The sequence below is a fragment of the Allobosea sp. OK403 genome (genome assembly GCF_900113835.1).
In the GTDB taxonomy this organism is placed as follows: Bacteria; Pseudomonadota; Alphaproteobacteria; order Rhizobiales; family Beijerinckiaceae; genus Allobosea.
In genome coordinates this window covers 1,001,951-1,018,661 of the sequence record NZ_FOQV01000003.1, presented here as the reverse complement: position 1 = coordinate 1,018,661, position 16,711 = coordinate 1,001,951, and the positions used below count along the sequence as shown (strand labels likewise).

Annotated in this window: 12 protein-coding genes; all 12 read right to left on the bottom strand. The window is 60.6% G+C overall.

The genetic code is table 11. The features are described from left to right. Positions 1 to 230: 230 nt before the first annotated feature. Complete coding sequence (locus tag BMZ97_RS15940; protein WP_092171184.1) at positions 231 to 1,166, bottom strand: GDP-mannose 4,6-dehydratase; 936 nt, start codon at positions 1,164 to 1,166, stop codon at positions 231 to 233. 51 nt (positions 1,167 to 1,217) lie between these two features. Beyond that, positions 1,218 to 2,189, bottom strand: a complete 972-nt coding sequence (locus tag BMZ97_RS15935) for a GDP-mannose 4,6-dehydratase (RefSeq protein WP_092171182.1) — start codon at positions 2,187 to 2,189, stop codon at positions 1,218 to 1,220. A 484-nt stretch (positions 2,190 to 2,673) separates the two neighbouring features. Then, complete coding sequence (locus BMZ97_RS15930) at positions 2,674 to 4,797, bottom strand: DUF6311 domain-containing protein (protein WP_139221230.1); 2,124 nt, start codon at positions 4,795 to 4,797, stop codon at positions 2,674 to 2,676. A 46-nt stretch (positions 4,798 to 4,843) separates the two neighbouring features. After that, positions 4,844 to 8,332 carry a methyltransferase domain-containing protein gene (locus BMZ97_RS15925; RefSeq protein WP_175525576.1) on the bottom strand — a complete coding sequence of 1,163 codons (3,489 nt, stop codon included), beginning with the start codon at positions 8,330 to 8,332 and terminating at the stop codon, positions 4,844 to 4,846. Between the two features lie 39 nt (positions 8,333 to 8,371). Beyond that, positions 8,372 to 9,703: an ABC transporter ATP-binding protein gene (locus BMZ97_RS15920; protein WP_092171174.1), complete on the bottom strand. Its 1,332-nt coding sequence runs from the start codon at positions 9,701 to 9,703 to the stop codon at positions 8,372 to 8,374. After that, positions 9,693 to 10,505: an ABC transporter permease gene (locus BMZ97_RS15915; RefSeq protein ID WP_244546426.1), complete on the bottom strand. Its 813-nt coding sequence runs from the start codon at positions 10,503 to 10,505 to the stop codon at positions 9,693 to 9,695. Before BMZ97_RS15915 ends, BMZ97_RS15920 begins: the two co-directional genes overlap by 11 nt. Positions 10,506 to 10,984: 479 nt before the next feature. Further along, a complete protein-coding gene (locus BMZ97_RS15910; RefSeq protein ID WP_092171169.1) occupies positions 10,985 to 11,737 on the bottom strand; it encodes a class I SAM-dependent methyltransferase in 753 nt (250 codons plus the stop codon). Positions 11,738 to 11,916: 179 nt separating this feature from the next. Continuing rightward, entirely contained in the window at positions 11,917 to 12,783 is an 867-nt protein-coding gene (rfbA, locus tag BMZ97_RS15905) for a glucose-1-phosphate thymidylyltransferase RfbA (RefSeq protein ID WP_092171166.1), read from the bottom strand. A 6-nt stretch (positions 12,784 to 12,789) separates the two neighbouring features. Continuing rightward, on the bottom strand, positions 12,790 to 13,680 hold the full coding sequence (gene rfbD / locus BMZ97_RS15900; RefSeq protein WP_092171163.1) for a dTDP-4-dehydrorhamnose reductase: 891 nt from the start codon (positions 13,678 to 13,680) through the stop codon (positions 12,790 to 12,792). A gap of 6 nt (positions 13,681 to 13,686) precedes the next feature. Beyond that, the gene (gene rfbC, locus BMZ97_RS15895; protein ID WP_092171161.1) at positions 13,687 to 14,244 is read right to left on the bottom strand and encodes a dTDP-4-dehydrorhamnose 3,5-epimerase; all 558 of its coding nucleotides are present in this window, start codon (positions 14,242 to 14,244) and stop codon (positions 13,687 to 13,689) included. 34 nt (positions 14,245 to 14,278) lie between these two features. After that, complete coding sequence (gene rfbB / locus BMZ97_RS15890; RefSeq protein WP_092171158.1) at positions 14,279 to 15,334, bottom strand: dTDP-glucose 4,6-dehydratase; 1,056 nt, start codon at positions 15,332 to 15,334, stop codon at positions 14,279 to 14,281. 223 nt (positions 15,335 to 15,557) lie between these two features. Next, positions 15,558 to 16,388 carry a glycosyltransferase family protein gene (locus tag BMZ97_RS15885; protein WP_139221229.1) on the bottom strand — a complete coding sequence of 277 codons (831 nt, stop codon included), beginning with the start codon at positions 16,386 to 16,388 and terminating at the stop codon, positions 15,558 to 15,560. Between the last annotated feature and the right edge of the window lie 323 nt (positions 16,389 to 16,711).

The window sequence follows — 16,711 nt, the reverse complement described above, 5'->3', positions numbered from 1 at the left end:
AACCCCCTCCTGTCCGCCGCAGCCCGCCTCTGGCGGGCTTTTTCATGTCTGGATCAACCCAATGGATAAGAGCGTCCCGTTGGCGCGGCGTTGCTGCTCGATTTCATCGGGATACCGAAGCTCCCAGGGGCTACGATACGATCTACGGCAACAACCAGTACTTCACCGGGATCCTGCCTATCAGCCCCGCCTTTGTCCCTGGCTGAAGCTGATCAGCGGGTTGCTCGCGGTCAGCTGCGTGCGCGATGGAAGTTCAGGACGTCGGTAATCGTCTGCTCAAGCGGGATCTCGGCTTCCCAGCCTAGAAGGTCGCGAGCCGCGGCCGGATCCCCCGATGCGCGCGGAATATCGTTGGACCGAAATTTCGCGGCGTCCGTCTGGACCTCGACCTGCACCTTCGCCTGCTTCAGCAGCATGCTGAGCATCCGCCCGATACGGACCGGATTCCCTGTCGCCACGTTCAACACCGTCCCGGCCGAGACGACGGCGTCCGGTAGAGCTGCTTGAAAATAGGCCCGAACAACGTCGCGAACGTCGAGAAAATCACGTTCGGCTTCAAGGTTTCCGACACTGAGGATCGGAGGCTGCAGGCCGTTTTCGATCCGGGCGACCTGTTGCGCGAATGCCGGCAGGACGTATTCCGGAGTCTGGCCGGGTCCGCTGTGATTGAACGGGCGAAACCGGATCGCATTGAGCCCGTCCACGGACATCTGCCCGATCATCAGGTCGGCGGCGGCCTTGGTGGCGGCATAGGTGTTGCGCGGCAAAAGGGCAGCCGTCTCGGCGAGGGGGGAGGGCGACGTCAGGAAGCTGCCGCCATAGGCCTCGGAACTGCCGACGAACAAGAGGCGGGTGTTCGGTGACACCTCGCGAATAGCCTGGGCAATATGGAGAGTGCCCAGCACGTTGACGTGCCAGGCCGCGCTGGGATCAGCCCGTGCAGCCGATGGCGCCGCTATCGCGGCCAGGTGAAGCAGGACATCGGGACGCATGGCCGCAATGGCCTGCGAGACCTGCCCGGGCTCTCGTATGTCGCCAGCGGCGGAACCGAAAATCGAAACGGCTTCGATGCCCGGTATACCCAGTTCGGCGACATGCCTCAGAAAGACGGATCCCACGAAGCCGGCGGCGCCCGTGACCGCAATCCGCCAAGGTTTGGAGTTCATCGCGGGGTCCGTGCTTCCTCGGTGCTTGCCTTATCAATGGGGGGGCAGAGCTCAAGACAAGCGCTTGAGATCGGCCTCGACCATTTCCACAATCATCTCTTCCAGCGAAGTCGTGGCCTGCCAGCCGAATTTGGCCTTCGCCTTCGCCGGATTGCCGAGCAGAACGTCAACCTCGGCAGGGCGGAACAATTGCGGATCGATGATCAGATGGTCGTCGATGTTCAGTTTGGCGTGGTCGAACGCGATCTGGCACATTTGACGCACGGTTGTCGTCCTGCCGGTCGCCACGACGTAGTCGTCAGCGATGTCCTGCTGGAGCATGAGCCACATCGCTTCGACATAGTCGCGCGAGTGCCCCCAGTCGCGCTTGGCGTCGATATTGCCCAGCCGGAGTTCCTTGGCGAGGCCGAGCTTGATGCGTGCCACGCCATCCGTGACCTTTCGGGTCACGAACTCGATGCCGCGCAAGGGCGATTCGTGATTGAATAGAATGCCGCTGGACGCGTGAATGCCGTAGCTTTCGCGATAATTGATCGTGATCCAGTGGCCGTAGAGCTTGGCGACAGCGTAGGGAGAGCGGGGGTAAAACGGCGTGGTTTCGGATTGCATGCTTTCCTGGATCAGGCCGTACATCTCGGAGGAGGACGCCTGGTAGAAACGGACATGCGGGCACTCGAGGCGGATCGCCTCCAGGACATTCGTCACCGCAAGCGCGGTCACCTGACCGGTCAAAATCGGCTGCTGCCAAGATGATTTGACGAAGGACTGCGCTGCGAGATTGTAGATCTCGTCAGGCTTGACCTCACGCAGGGTCCTTATCAGCCCCGACAGGTCGAGCAGGTTACCATCGATCAGATTGACCTTGTCTGCGATTCCCAACCACCTCAACCGGACGTCATTGACGTCGGCCGTGCTCGAGCGCCGAACCAGGCCGGAAACCTCGTATCCTTTTGAAAGCAGAAGCTGCGACAGATAGGCGCCGTCCTGGCCAGTAATTCCGGTTATCAGTGCGCGCTTTTTCATGCCGTTTCTACCGTCTATTCACGCCCTATTGATCGAAAATGGCGCGGTGGTTTGCTCAGCGCCATCCGTACGGGGTCGCAGGCCGCGGCGCAAGCCTCGTGCTGCCTGCATCGGGCTCCGGCAACAACGACGTGATAGCTAGCCTGAAACGCGGCTCGCGCCCCCATGTCTGGCCATTTCGGCAGGTAAGCACGAAGTCGTCTCGGGAATGCTCGGCGACGATGCCAAGCGCGCCAGAGGGCAGGCCCTTCCAAAAGGCGCAGCTGCAGCCGGCCGCCTTGGCGCGCGCTCGTTCCAGCCAGGGATTTCGAATACAGCGACCCGCCCGTGCCCATCGAGTCGCCATGGTATTCCGGCTCCATGAGCCTCTTCAATTCCCTGTTCGCGATGACGGCCTTCAGGATTGATTGCTCATCCATGAAGGCGAGTGGGCAGGTACCGATATGCCACCTACCCGATGCACGCTCTGCGTAAGGATCACGCTCTAATCGCCAGTTACGGAGAACCACCGGAAGAGCCAAGATAGTTTCCGGACATCGGGGTTCATTCCCAATTCAGCCGGGCTCTTCAAATCTTTGAAGTGTAATCCGAGCTTGATGGTGTCGACACAGCGGCCGCTGAGCGAAATCGTATGCTGGACTAGTTGCTGAGCAGGGCTGCTGAACGAAATTTCCCCGACCTCTATGTCATTGAGAGTTAGCTTCGCGGTCGCAGCAATGTAATTTCCAAACGACAGCGGTGTCACCAGAGCCTTAAAAGTCAAATTATTGCAAACTGGCTTTTCGAGCCGGCCCGCAATCGTCGTCTCTGGCCCGCTCGCCCAGCGCACATACTGATCAGCGAGGGACCAGCCGATTCCCAGATAAGGAACGCCGGCTCCCTGATTTGCCGCGGAAAGCTCCCTTTGGGTGCCCAGCGCCATCGGCCGGATTTCCTCACCCAATCTGGTAAATACAGGATCGATCGGGTTTTTGCCGCAGACAACCAAATTGACTGTTTCGCGGCATGCAAACCCATTGGTGGCGCCGGTCACAAGCAAGGTCGGCGACCATGCACTCTTAAGCGCGATGACGAGTGGATTCTTGGTTACGGCATCCGCTGCGATATTCTTGCTGAAGCGGTTTTCGGCATCGGCGCAGCTAGGGCCTCCACGGTTCACGAAGGCCGCGTTCACCGGCAGCTTGGCCTGGGCGGCAATCAACTGCAGCTGCGCGATTATATCGCGCTCCGACATCACGGGGCACGCGGAAGGCGGATAGAGGACGAACTCGCCATAAGAATTCGTCGCCTCGATGAACGCCTTTCGATCGACTAACTCGGGCTTTACTTGCCATCCTGCGCGCGTGACAGCGAGCAACGGCCTCATATCGATCCACTGCACAAGTACAGCACTCAGCAGGACAGCGGCTGCAACCGATCGCGAGAAGCGCCGCGCGATAATCGCGATGAATACGATTAAGACGCAGTACCCGACCGGCCAGAAAAAGCGCCCGCTCGATCTAAAAACCGATGTTAGCGTGCTCAGTCCGGGAAGCTTTCTGTAGCCTAGATCGACTAGGTATTGTTGGCCAAGGTAGAGCTTGTCGGATACCGCGTACACCGTCAGGCCGACAAGGATGACCGCGAGAATGGGGTTCGATGACACGGCCCTTCTTATCGAGCTAAAGTAAAAAGTCAGCGCGATGAGACCGATAGCAATAACCCCGGCGCCGAGATAATTGAAACCCTCGTACTGGCCGCCCGTCGGGTTAAGCACGCCCGCGAACCCCGGAATTGAGCTCGACTGCGGCATTAGCGGCGACAGCAAATTCATGGAATAAACGCCGAAACCGAGATCGTGGGGAAGGCTTCCCTGCCCAAAGATCCCGAGCGCAAAAGCCCAAGCAACGCTAGTTGATAACAGCAATGCGATCGCGATAACGGCATCGCTCGCGCTGACGCGTTGTCGCCGCGCGGCCTCGGCAATACCCGCGATAAATATCGCGGCACACATAGCTAGAAGATACGGATTGATGCTGGCCACGCTGCCAAGAGCAACCGCCCAAAGAACGGTTTCCCAGCGACCCGCTAATTTGACGACCCTGACGTAAGCGAGGATCGCAAGCAGGATGACCCAGTGGGAGATGAGGCCAATGTGCCCGGCGCGGGCGACAAACGACGGCAGAATAAATAACGCTGCGCCGATGAAGGCCAAAAGGCGATTGACTCCAATCTGCGTCAGAATCAACCACCCGAGGAATGCCTGCATCCCGTACGCAAGAAGTATCCAATGACCAAAGTATAGGTGAATATGACCCGTCAAGCCATAAATAAATTTCCCGATCAGGGCCGCTATAGGCACTAGATCTGTATAGAAAGCGTTGATACCCACCGGTGGATTCAAAAGGTTTGTCTGAGTTAAGGGCCACCGCCATCTATCTTCGGCGAGATAAAGATAACCAACAATGCCAACGGGATTGTCCCCCGTTTCCGTCGCCCACCATTCCCATTTGTCCAGCAACATAGCTGAAGGGAACAGATAAAAAGCCACGGATAAACCAAGCGCAAAGGCCGCGAATCCAAAGAAAAAGGAGTGCCAGCGCACCTGTGACGTGAGCTTTGATGTCAACGACTTATCTGTAGTCATCTACGGTGGTTCACTTTCGGGGCGAGAATTAATTGCCAGGCGAAGGCGTGGAAGCCATCGTCTCTTTTTCAGTGCTGATATCGGCCGTACCTCCATCGAGAATTTCGGCCAAGGACGCTTGGAAACGCGTGGCGCTGTGTTCTGCCCGAATTCGGCGTTGCGCAGCATCCCGCATGTCAAGCCAGGCGCCCCGGTCCCGGTGAAGTGCTACCGCAGCTTCGGCGAAGGCGATCGGCTCGTCTTCAGCCATGATCTCGCGCCCCGGTTCGAAGTTCATCTGACGCGCCATCAATCGCGTTCCGACGGTAGGCACCCCTGCTGCCGTTGCTTCGACGATTTTGATCGGGATTCCTGCAGCGAACCTCACAGGTGCCAGGAACACTCGCGCAGCATCATAAGCCGTTCGCAGGTCATCAAGCGGGCCAGTAAATCGAACTCCCGGCGCGTCCAGCTGCCCGTGGGCTGCATGCACATGTCCCACGACCGTCAGCGTGGCAGCCGGCATGGCTCTTCTGACATGTGGCCAGCATTCTCGCAGAAACCACACCAGCCCATCCCAGTTTGGAGAAGCCGTTTCAAGCAGCCGTCCGATGAACAGAAATCCTTCACGCGCCTCGAACGCGGGCGCTCCCTCTCTTTGCTCCGTAGGGAAGCTCAAAACACCCACCGGCGGCCGATGCTGCTCAGAAAAGCGATTGCGGAATATCGACGCTTCCGCTTCGGTCACGCAGACAATCGCGTCTGCGCTGTCGCAAATGGCCAGTTCGGAGGCTATCATCAATTCGGCTTCCTTCGCGGGCAAAGGCGTTCCTGCCACCTCGGCGCGGAGTATTTCCCTCAACGCGAATAGGGCCTCCGCATCGTAAATAATTCGCACGTCACTGTCCTTTGCGACGTCTCCGCGCAAATGAGCAGAAACAAAGGCCATATTGTGCGGCCGGCTAACCAGCGCCGTATCGAAATATCCTCGCCGAGCCGCCATGAAATCCGCAAATCCGGCGGCCCCGTCGAGTATGATTTCGACATTCTTCGGAATTTCAAGCCAGGTAGCGGACCATTCGATATCGGTGCGGCTAAGAGGGTAGAATACGACATTCCACCCCAGATCAGACGCCGTCCTTAGAATCGCCTTTGTGCGGGGTAACCCGGAGCCTAGGGAAGCGAGAGGGACGAGGTCATCGATAACCAGAAGGCAACGAGCCCGGCTAGCGGCTGCGCGCCTTGCCAGCAGGATATTATCAGCGCTTGGTGGAAGATGCTTCTTACGAAGCTCGGAGGCATGGCGACTTCTGAAGTGCTCTCGGTTCCGCAGGACCAGCTCAAGGGTGTCGCCCCGCTTATTTTCACTGCCAAATTCGAAATGATCAACGGCGGCCTCAGGTTCGTATATCGTACGCAAGCCAATTTCGGCTACCCGCATGCAATAATCTACTTCCTCATAGTATGCGGGAGCGTAGACCGTGTCGAAGCCATTCAGTTTGTTCCAAACAGCGGCAGGTGTCAGCAAGAACGCGCCCGAGCAATAATCGACGTCTCGACGAAACATGGCCTCCCCTGCATCGGGCTCTATCCCACGTCCATAGCCTTGCGTGCTTCCGTCAGACCAAATTATGCTTCCTGCCTCTTGAAGAGACCCATCGGGCAGGATCAATCGTCCGCCGACGGCCCCGGCGTTCGGCTCTTCGTTCAAGGTCGCGAAGGCAGCTTCAATCGCGCCGGGGCGCACGAACGCATCATTGTTTAGAAGCAAAAATGCGTGTCCCCGCGCGACGCTCGCCGCGCGATTGGTCGCGGTCAAAAACCCCTCGTTCACGTCGCTCACAATGACATGAATTCCGTCGACGCGGCTCAACATGTCGGTGGTTTCGTCAGTCGACGCATTGTCAACTAGGATGATCTCAATTCTTGACGAAACCGAATGCAATGCTTGAAGGCAACGTAAGGTAAAATAAGCTTTGTTCCAGACCACTATAAGAACAGAAATCTCTGGTTCTTCGTGGGATGGGAAGACAATTCTAGCGCCGGAATTTAGGAACTCGGTCAGGTCTCTCGTGGCAATATTAACAGATTGTTTTTTCAGATCCTCCAAAGTGGCTCGAGATTTGGGAACCTTGCGCGCTGTCTGTGAAGCGAGCGCCTGCCTCCTATCGGCAAGTCGCTGGCGAAGTTGCAGCGTCACAGTCCACCACAGAACTTTCGCGGTGCGCCTCGCCAACCTTTGCATCGTGGGTCGCTTGGCAAGAGCGGCGCGGATCGGCCCGTTGATTTGCCAGGAAGTCGATCCGACGCGTCCGCTGAGGCTCGCCGCCGATCTATCATGAGCGGGCGACAAGCCTTCAGGCTCGCTGACAGGGACCGCCATGTCGGCGGATGGCGGCGAGGTACGGTAAGCGATCGACGCTCGCAAGCGCCGGGGGAGTTGGCCGGTCACGGTCCAATAGGCGAGCTTTGCCCCCTGCCGCAGGCGGTGGGCGAGGCCTGGATAACGGGTCATGACATATCGCAAGGGAGCCGTGGCGCGCCAACTGAACGATGCCCGCAGGCGCTCGAATTCTTGTTGCACGCTGCCGAATGCCGCGACCGCCGCCGCGAGCTGCATTTCGAGTTCTTTAGCCGTCCGGTGAAGCTCGGCTTCGCGCTCCATGGTTGCTGCGTGACGCTGCCGGACGTTCTGCAATTCGGCTTCGAGCGTCTTGGTCGCTGCGTGCAACTGCTGGTTCTGCAATTGGGCTTGCGCTATCTGACGGGCGGCCTGCGCGTCCATATCGAAGTCGCTCCGATAGACGTACAGACTGCGAGGCGGCGACGGCAGTGCGGCGTCGGAGGCGAAGGCGATAAGATATGGCGCCCGCGCCATCAATTCGCCCGCTTCAATCTGATCGTCGCCTTGCGCTTCAAAGTGTCGTGTGGGTGCGCCCTCCTGGTCGCCCTCGATGAAGGACCCAATCAGCGAACGTTGGCGCGCGATCCGCACATTCCCGAAATGAGCAGACAGTGCGCTCTCGAACTCAGGCCGGTTCACTTCCCTGACGTGAAACGGGTTTGGTGGAATGCCGGGGCCGGAATAAATGTCGCGATCCGGCGTGCTGATGATGAGGAGCCCATTGGGACGCAGGACGCGGCGCAACTCCGCCAGGAAGAGCTCGTGTTCGCCGAAATGTTCGAAAGTCTCGAAGGACACCGCGACATCGATGCTGGCGTCCGGCAATGGAATCGCCCGTGCGTCGCCTTGAATGTAACGCAGATTGGAGCGGACGAACTCCGTGTTGGCGGCATCGACGACGGCTGGATCGATTTCGACGCCGACCACAGATCGCGCCACCTGCGCCAGGATGGCGGAGCCATACCCTTCTCCGGCTGCGATATCGAGCACATCAAGACCATCGCAGAAGTCGCGTGCCAGGAAATAGCGATGATAGTGCTCGACCGCCACCTCGCCCGAGATCGCTGATGTCAGCCTCTCGCCGCTGAAATCCATCGGCGTCGCAGCGGCTTCGCGCTTGAAAATTTCGGTCATCATCGGGTCTCGGGCATGGGGCTGGTGTTGGAGCGGGTTTTAGATGGTTCGCTCGAAACGAACCCGCATGTCAGTGAGTCCGAGCAGGCCGCGATGGCCATTCTTCTGCAGTGATCTGAAAATCAGCACGTCGTTGATAAAGTGATGTTGAGCATGGACCTCGGGCGTGCCGTCGGCGACCCCAACGCAGATGCTGTAGTCGCCATGGACCAGGTAGGGCATCCTGAAATGGAACGACGCCTGCAAGATTTCTCCGGGGGCTGCCCCAAGGTCGCTGCCCTGATAGGTGAGAAACGTGTTTTCACCGAACAGGTTCTGCCCCAGTCGATCGCGAACGTAGAAGCCGAGGATCGGGTTGGCCAGGGGAGCCTGAACGCGCACGCGAACCGCGAGTGTGACCTCCTCGCCGCCCTCTACGGAACGGATCGCCCGACCTGCCTCATTGGCCATCGTCACCTGATTGATCTCGGCTCCTCCGGCGCCAAAGGATGACGTTCCCTGTGCCGGAACAACGACGTTGTCGGCGTCGGCGTCGGCGTCGTGGTCGGAAGGAGGCGGCGTTTCGGGGGGGATAGTCGACACGCGCGTCAAGTTCAGGTCCAGGCCCTGCACCGCGGAATGCATGCGCACCAGATAGGATTCCGAAACGACCTTCGGGACCCCGTCCTCGACGATGGTTCCACCGTCGAGCCAGATGGCTCGATCGCACAAGGAGAGCACGGCTGCAGTGTCGTGGCTCACGAACAGCAACGTTCCCCGCTCGGCGAAACCCCGGAGAAAGCGCATGCACTTTTGAACGAACAAGGCGTCGCCGACGGCAAGTGCTTCGTCGATGATGAGAATTTCGGCATCGACATGCGCGATAACCGCGAATGCGAGCCGCACGGTCATGCCGCTGGAGTAGGTCTTTACGGGCTGATCGATAAAGTCGCCGATATCGGCGAAGGCCTCGATCTGCGGTAGCCGGGCGTTGATTTCGGCCGTGGAGAGGCCGAGCAGGCTGCCGTTGAGATAGACATTCTCGCGGCCGGTAAATTCCGGGTTGAATCCCGCGCCCAGTTCGAGCAGCGCGGCGACGCGGCCCGACGTTTGAACAGTGCCTGTCGTCGGCGCCAGCGTCCCGCATATGATCTGTAGGAGGGTGGACTTGCCCGCGCCATTTCGACCGATGATGCCGACGGTCTCGCCTTTCCGGATCGAAAAGGTCACATCTCGCAGCGCCCAGAACTCACGAAAGTAGCGGTGCACCGAGCGGCCAAGCAGGCGGGCAAGGCGGGGCATCAACGCTTGCTTGAGGCGATCCTCCGGTCGCGCATAGGTCCGGAAACCCTTGCTGACACCGTTGACCGCAACGGTGATGTCAGAGGACATCCGCGAACCCCTTGCGACTGCGCTGGAACCACCAATAACCGAAAGAAACCATGGCGAGGGCCAGCACGTAGTAGGCCGCGAGCGCGTTCCAATCGGGAAGCCGGCGCCAGATCAGGATATCACGCAGCTGCTCGATGGGTAGTGTGAGGGGGTTGAAAAGCACGAGGCCGCGTAGGCCCTCGGGCAAGGCTGACAATGGGTAGAATACCGGCGAGAGGAAAAGCATCATGGTGGTCAGCAGGCCGATGACCTGCCCGATGTCGCGGATATAGACCCCGAGAGCCGCAACGAACCAGGTCAGGCCGAGCGTCAGCAGCACGAATGGGGCGATGACGACGGGCAGCAGAAGCGCGGTGGCATGCACGGGGTTGCCGAAAAACAGCAGCGCGGCGAACAGGACAATCAGGCTGATGCCGGCATGAAACAGAGCCACGCCGACTGTGATGATCGGCAGCACCTCAAGCGGGAATACGACCTTCTTGACGAAATTCGCATGTTCAATCAGCAGCCGGGGCGATCGCGTCAGGCATTCCGCCAAGAACCCGTGCACGATCAGCCCGACAAAGAGAACGACCGCGAAGCTTACGCCGTTGTCCGGCGCTGCGCTGGACCAGCGGGCCTTGAAAACGACTGCGAATACGAAGGTGTACATCGCTAGCATCAGAAGCGGGTTGATCAGCGACCACAACAAGCCGCCGAACGACCCCCTGTAGCGTCCAACAATATCCCGAACCACGAAGCTCTTGATGATCTCGCGATTGCGCCAGATCGAGCCGGCCGCGTCGCTCCACCTGCGGCCCAATCGTCCGACCGTCCTTATACCCATCTCCAAGGTAACTTTCTCGACTTCCAGAATACAGGGACAGGCAGGCCGTTGGAGGTGACAGGAATCCTGATCGTATCGCGCGCATGCGCCTGTCTTACGGTCCGCCAAGGTTCAGGCTCTATATCGAATCGGGTCTGGCGCGTCCACTATCGCAGCTTGCCGGATCCCGGTTGGAAGCTCCCGAAGCAAGGCGGAGGCCCGTGGGGGCCGATCAAAAAGCCACTCCGCCGCGCTCGAAGAGGTTCGCACGGCGGGTCGCTTCGCCGCGGTGCGCGGAGACGGGCTCAAATCCGAACACCGGACCGATTGCAGCTGCGAGGGGCACGGGACTGAAATCCGCATGCTCCGCGGCTGATTAAATCTCTGACCGGTCAGCCGAGGTGCGCACAAGAGCCTCGTCATTCAGCTGCGCTTGTGAAGCGCTCGCTCCCGATCGTTGGTCTCGATGCGCCCGGCTATTTCTGACCATAGACGACCACGCGGGCGCCCCGCTGAAATTGCTCGTAGTCATCATCGGCCGAAGGCAGGACTTCGATCCGGTTGAACCCAAAATTCTTGAGCAGGAAGACGAGTGCGTTCAAGGAGGGGACGAGGGCGATATCGGTGGATCCGCCTTCGCGTCGCGCGGCGTAGTCAACCGACAGGCTGAAGACGCCCTGAACCTCCCGTTGCCATCTGTAGTTTCCATCCTCCAGCCGGCCGGATATGTCATACGGGAAGATTTGGGTTTCGATAAGGATGTGCTTGCGGGCGAGTTGGGATGCCAGGCGGATGACTTGGACGGGATTCTCAAGATGGTATAGGAGGCCATAGACCAGCACGAAATCGGACGTCCATCGATCGTCGATCTCGGTTTTCGTCAGGTCCGCCTTCTCGTAGGTCACGTTCGAAATGCCCAGGGTCCGCGTGATGAGGCGCGCCGCTTCGAGGCTCTCGGGGCGGATTTCAAGGCCCTGTACTGATGCAAAGTGCTTGCTCAGTTCGATCGAGAAAAAACCCTCGTGCGAGGCGAGATCAAGAGCGCTCGACAGTTCACTGCCCTCGACATACATCGAGATAACCTGGCGCAATTTTTCGATCCGCGACCGGTGTATGTGTCGGACTTCTTCTGGAATGTCTGATGTTGTCTTGGCGCCGTTAGGTAGTTCAAATTCATAGAACCACTTGCGGGCCTGGGCTTTACGCAAATCTTCGGTGTGATCGCTCACGACTATCTCCTGAATCGGCGCAACGCCAAATTCCGCAGCTGTTGCGCACTCATGCGATAAGGGGGCCTCATGGGCAAGCCCGAGCAGACCGCGACGACTTGATCCGGCCGGGAGCTACGCGTTGGCGCTCACGAAAGACATGAGCGGCCGCCCCTTGGATCCGAACGATTAGAGGCACCTCAACCCTCGGCTACGCGTAGCAGATATTGTCCATAGTCGCCTTTGGCGAGCTTCTTCCCCTGAGCTGTGAGTTCCTCGATGGAGATCCAGCCCTGCCGGTAGGCGATCTCCTCCGGGCAGGCGATACGCAACCCCTGCCGCGATTCAAGCGTGCGCACGAACTCACCGGCTTCGAGCAGGCTGTCGGGTGTGCCGGTGTCGAGCCAGGCGAAGCCGCGGCCCATGGTTTCGACCGAGAGTTCGCCGCGCTCGAGATAGACCCGGTTGACGTCGGTGATCTCGAGCTCACCGCGCGGCGAGGGCTTGAGATTCCCTGCGATCTCGACGACCTGGGCATCGTAGAAATACAAGCCCGTGACAGCCCAGTTCGACTTCGGGACTTTCGGCTTCTCTTCGATCGAGCTCGCCTTGCCGCTGGCGTCGAAATCAACCACGCCGTAACGCTCCGGGTCGCGCACATGATAGGCGAAGACGCTGGCGCCCTTGGCGCGCGCGGCGGCCGAGGCCATCATCTCCGGGAGCGTGTGCCCGTAGAACAGGTTGTCGCCCAGGATCAGCACAGAAGGCTCGCCGGCGACGAAATCGGCACCGATGATATAGGCCTGCGCCAGCCCGCCGGGATTGGGCTGTTCGGCATAGCTCAGCGTCATGCCCCAATCCGAACCGTCGCCGAGCAGGCGCTTGAAGTTCGGCAGGTCGGTCGGAGTCGAGATGATCAGCACGTCGCGGATGCCCGCCAGCATCAGCGTGGTGAGCGGATAATAGATCATCGGCTTGTCGTAGACAGGCAGGAGCTGCTTCGACATCGCCAGCGTCATCGGGTGGAGCCGCGTTCCGGAACCGCCGGCCAGGATGATGCCCTTCATCGTCGTTTATCCCGTCTGTTCTGTCATGAGCCGCGTCAGGCAGCTCGAAAGCGATCCGCGCCATTCAGGCAGCGTCACGCCATGGATGGTAGCAAGCTTGGTGCAATCGAGTCGCGAATTTGCCGGGCGCGTCGCTGGCGTCGGATAATCGCGGGTCGCGATGCGCTTGACCACAACCGGCGAGGCTCCCGTGGCGGCGCGTTGCGCAAAAATCGCCTCGGCGACATCGGCCCAGACGGCTTTGCCTTGGGCGCTCATATGGAAAACGCCGCGCAGGCGCTCATCCTGCGGCCGGGCCAGCAAATTCCTCGCCACGGAAAAGACGGCGTCGGCGATGTTGAGCGCATTGGTCGGACAACCCCACTGATCGGCGACGACGCCAATCTCGCTGCGGGTCTCGGCCAGGCGCAGCATCGTACGCACGAAATTCTTGCCAAAGGGGCTGTAGACCCAAGCCGTGCGCAGGATGGCGTGGTCCGGGGTCGCGGCCGCGACCGCCGCCTCGCCGGCGAGCTTGCTGCGGCCATAAGCCGAGATCGGCCCGACCGCGTCATCCTCGCGATAGGGCCGGTCCAGAGCTCCATCGAAGACATAATCGGTCGAGATCTGGATCACCGGCACGCGGAGTGCAGCAGCGGCCCTGGCCACTTCGCCGGCAGCCTGCCCATTGATCAGCATCGCGGTCTCGGCCTCGCTCTCGGCGAGGTCAACCGCGGTGAAGGCTGCTGCGTTGACGACGATGTCGGGGTGGCTGGCCGCAATGGCGGGAGCGATCGTCTCGATCCGCTCCAGGTCGAAGCCGGGTCGACCGAGCGGGATGACGACATCACCTGCCGATGCCCGCTCCAGCATGGCGAGCACGACTTGGCCGGCCTGTCCGGTGACTGCGATCCTCATGGCGCCTCAGCCGAAATAGCGCGGCAGGTCGGCAAGGCGCGGATGCTTGCGGTCCTTGTCGGACAGGACGAGCCGGTCATGCGGGATGCGCCAGTCAATGCCCAGCGCCGGATCATCAAAAGCGATGCCGTGATCGTTCTGCGGGCCATAGAGCGCGGTCACCTTGTAGAGCACTTCGGTATCCGGCTCGAGCGTGATGAAGCCATGGGCGAAGCCGACCGGAACCAGGAGCTGCTTCCAGTTCTCGGCCGAGAGCTCGACTGCGACATGGCGACCGAATGTGGGCGAGGAGGCGCGGATATCGACGGCGACGTCGAGGATACGGCCCTTGGCGACGCGCACCAGCTTGTCCTGGGCGAAGGGCGCCGACTGGAAGTGCAGCCCACGCAGCGTGCCGACGGTCGCCGACAGGGAATGGTTGTCCTGCACGAATTCGAGGTCGATGCCGGCTTCCTTGAAGCTCGCGCGGTTATAGGTCTCGGAGAAGAAGCCGCGATGATCGCCGAATTTCTTCGGCGAGATCAGCTTCACATCCGGGATGGCGGTGGCTTCGACGCTCAACATGGGGCGGGGGTCTCGATCCTGTTCGTGGCTGAAATCAGGCCGCGCCGAGGCGCTCGCCGCGATAGACACCACTGCGTATGTCGCCCCACCATCCGGAATTGGCCAGATACCATTCGACGGTCTGGCGCAAGCCGGTCTGGAAGGTCTGCTTCGGCTTCCAGCCGAGCTCGCGACCGATCTTCCCGGCGTCGATCGCATAGCGCGCATCATGGCCAGGCCGATCGGTGACATAGGTGATCAGGCGCTCGCGCGAGCCGGCCGGATCGGGCCTGAGTTCGTCGAGCAGGGCACAGATGCCCTTGACCACGTCGATATTGGCCATCTCGTTATGGCCGCCGATATTGTAGGTCTCGCCGACGACGCCCCTTTGCGCCACCGTCAGCAGCGCGTCGGCATGGTCGTCGACATAAAGCCAGTCGCGCACATTCAGGCCGTTGCCATAGACCGGCAGCGGCTTGCCCTCGAGCGCGTTGATGATCATCAGCGGGATCAGCTTCTCCGGGAAGTGGTACGGCCCGTAATTGTTCGAGCAATTGGTCATCAGCGTCGGCAGGCCATAGGTGTGGTGCCAGGCCCGCACGAGATGATCGGACGCCGCCTTCGAGGCGGAATAGGGCGAGTTGGGCTGATAGGCCGTGTCCTCGCGGAAGAAGCCCTCGGCGCCGAGCGAGCCGAAGACCTCGTCGGTCGAGATATGGTGGAGGCGGAAGGCGGCTTTGCGTGCCTCGTCGAGACCGCGCCAGTGCCGCAGCGCCTCCTGCAGCAAGGCGAAGGTGCCGACGATATTGGTGTCGATGAAGGCCGAGGGGCCGTCGATCGAACGATCGACATGGCTCTCGGCGGCCAGATGCATGACGATGTCGGGGTCGAAATCGGCGAAGATCGCGCGCATGCGCTCGCCATCGCCGATATCGGCCTGTTCGAAGCGATAGCGGTTGCTCTGCGCGACTGGCGCGAGCGAGGCGAGGTTACCGGCATAAGTCAGCTTGTCGACGACGCAAACCTGGTGCTCGGTCTCGCCGATCAGCTTGCGGACGACTGCCGAGCCGATGAAGCCGGCGCCGCCGGTGACAAGGAATTTCAGTGACACGCCGTTTCGCTCCGGGGGGCCGAGTGTGGATTACACGCCATCAGGCGCAGGGAAGAAACAGCCCCCCTATGATCTGTCAAGCATTTGCCGTCGCCGCGGTCGGTATCGGACGTTCTGCGCTTCTATCCGCGCGGTCATTCTGTCGGCCATCGATCAAGGCACGATCGTGCTTTGGCTGAGGGCGTAAGCGATTGCCGGCTCGAAGCGACACGTCAGTGCGCGTTCAAGCCACGCCCGCGGGGGCTGGGCCAAGCCGGCCCCTGAAACCATCGATGATCCCGGCGCGGACTGGGCGTAGCGACCCGGGTGGACCTTTGAGGGCGAGCAGGCTGATCTGGGCAACGAGCCCTGCGCATGATTTGATCCGCCAACCCAGCGGCACATGGCGCAGCCGCGCAGCCGCGATCACATTGCGGGCGTAGTAGTAGTTGCGGATCGGCGTATGCCGCAGGATTTGAGGCTTGCTCAGCTCGTCCTGGCCGACGCTTTCCCCCCACCGATGCGGGACCGTAAGATCGGTTGCGACATAGGATCCCCAGCCGCGATCCCAGGCCCGGAAGCCCCATTCGACGTCGATGCCGGCAATGAAGAAGTCATCCCTGAAGGGGCCGATCGCCTGATAGGCGGCGACGCTGACCAGCGAGCCGGAGGTTGGCGCGAAATCGACTGCGGCAAGGCCGCCGGCGCCGGTCTTGCCGCGCCATTCATAGCGGATTTGCTTGTAGAAACCCTCCTGCGGCGGGACGAGGCGAGGGGCCAGAACGGCAATCATGTCGCCCTGACGCTCCAGCGCGAGGGAGCGCTCGGTCAGGGTTTCGAGAATGCCGGCCGGGGGCTCGCTGTCCTGATCGAGCAGCATCACATGGGTGAAGCCCTGCGCTGCAGCCGCGTCCATCACGGCATTCAGGCCTCGTCCCAGGCCGACATTCTCCGGGCTGGATATCAGCCGCAGATCGGTCGGCGCCAGGGCTGCAATGGCATCGGAATTCACGGGCCCGTTGGCAAAGGCGAAAAGGGTGCACCCGCGCAGCCCCTCGGCTTGATGCGCGAGCAAGACCGTGTCCGGGTGATACAATACCACCGCCGCGCAGGCCCGGCCGCCTCTCTTCTCCACCTCTTGCGGTGTCATTCTGCCGTCATCCTTGTCGAGGGCACTACGCCATATCCGCATCCGCTACGCGACATCAACCTTGCCGCGCCACGCATTGAGGACGGCGAGGGCGTGTTCGCCTGGAGGTGACGAGTGCCTCTCATCAACCCTTCGCGGCCTCGGGTGAAAGCGAGGCTGGTATGGAGTGCGCAGTCAGCGCTAACGACCAATGCCGCTCTTTGCGCCACTTGAATTGCCCGTCGCGTCCACGATCGACAGACACTCCG

Coding starts and splice junctions, on each gene's coding strand:
- rfbC (WP_092171161.1), bottom strand. CDS start 14,244: ATGTTGAGCGTCGAAGCCACCGCCATCCCGGATGTGAAGCTGATCTCG.
- BMZ97_RS15925 (WP_175525576.1), bottom strand. CDS start 8,332: ATGACCGAAATTTTCAAGCGCGAAGCCGCTGCGACGCCGATGGATTTC.
- BMZ97_RS15935 (WP_092171182.1), bottom strand. CDS start 2,189: ATGAAAAAGCGCGCACTGATAACCGGAATTACTGGCCAGGACGGCGCC.
- BMZ97_RS15920 (WP_092171174.1), bottom strand. CDS start 9,703: ATGTCCTCTGACATCACCGTTGCGGTCAACGGTGTCAGCAAGGGTTTC.
- rfbD (WP_092171163.1), bottom strand. CDS start 13,680: ATGAGGATCGCAGTCACCGGACAGGCCGGCCAAGTCGTGCTCGCCATG.
- rfbA (WP_092171166.1), bottom strand. CDS start 12,783: ATGAAGGGCATCATCCTGGCCGGCGGTTCCGGAACGCGGCTCCACCCG.
- BMZ97_RS15940 (WP_092171184.1), bottom strand. CDS start 1,166: ATGAACTCCAAACCTTGGCGGATTGCGGTCACGGGCGCCGCCGGCTTC.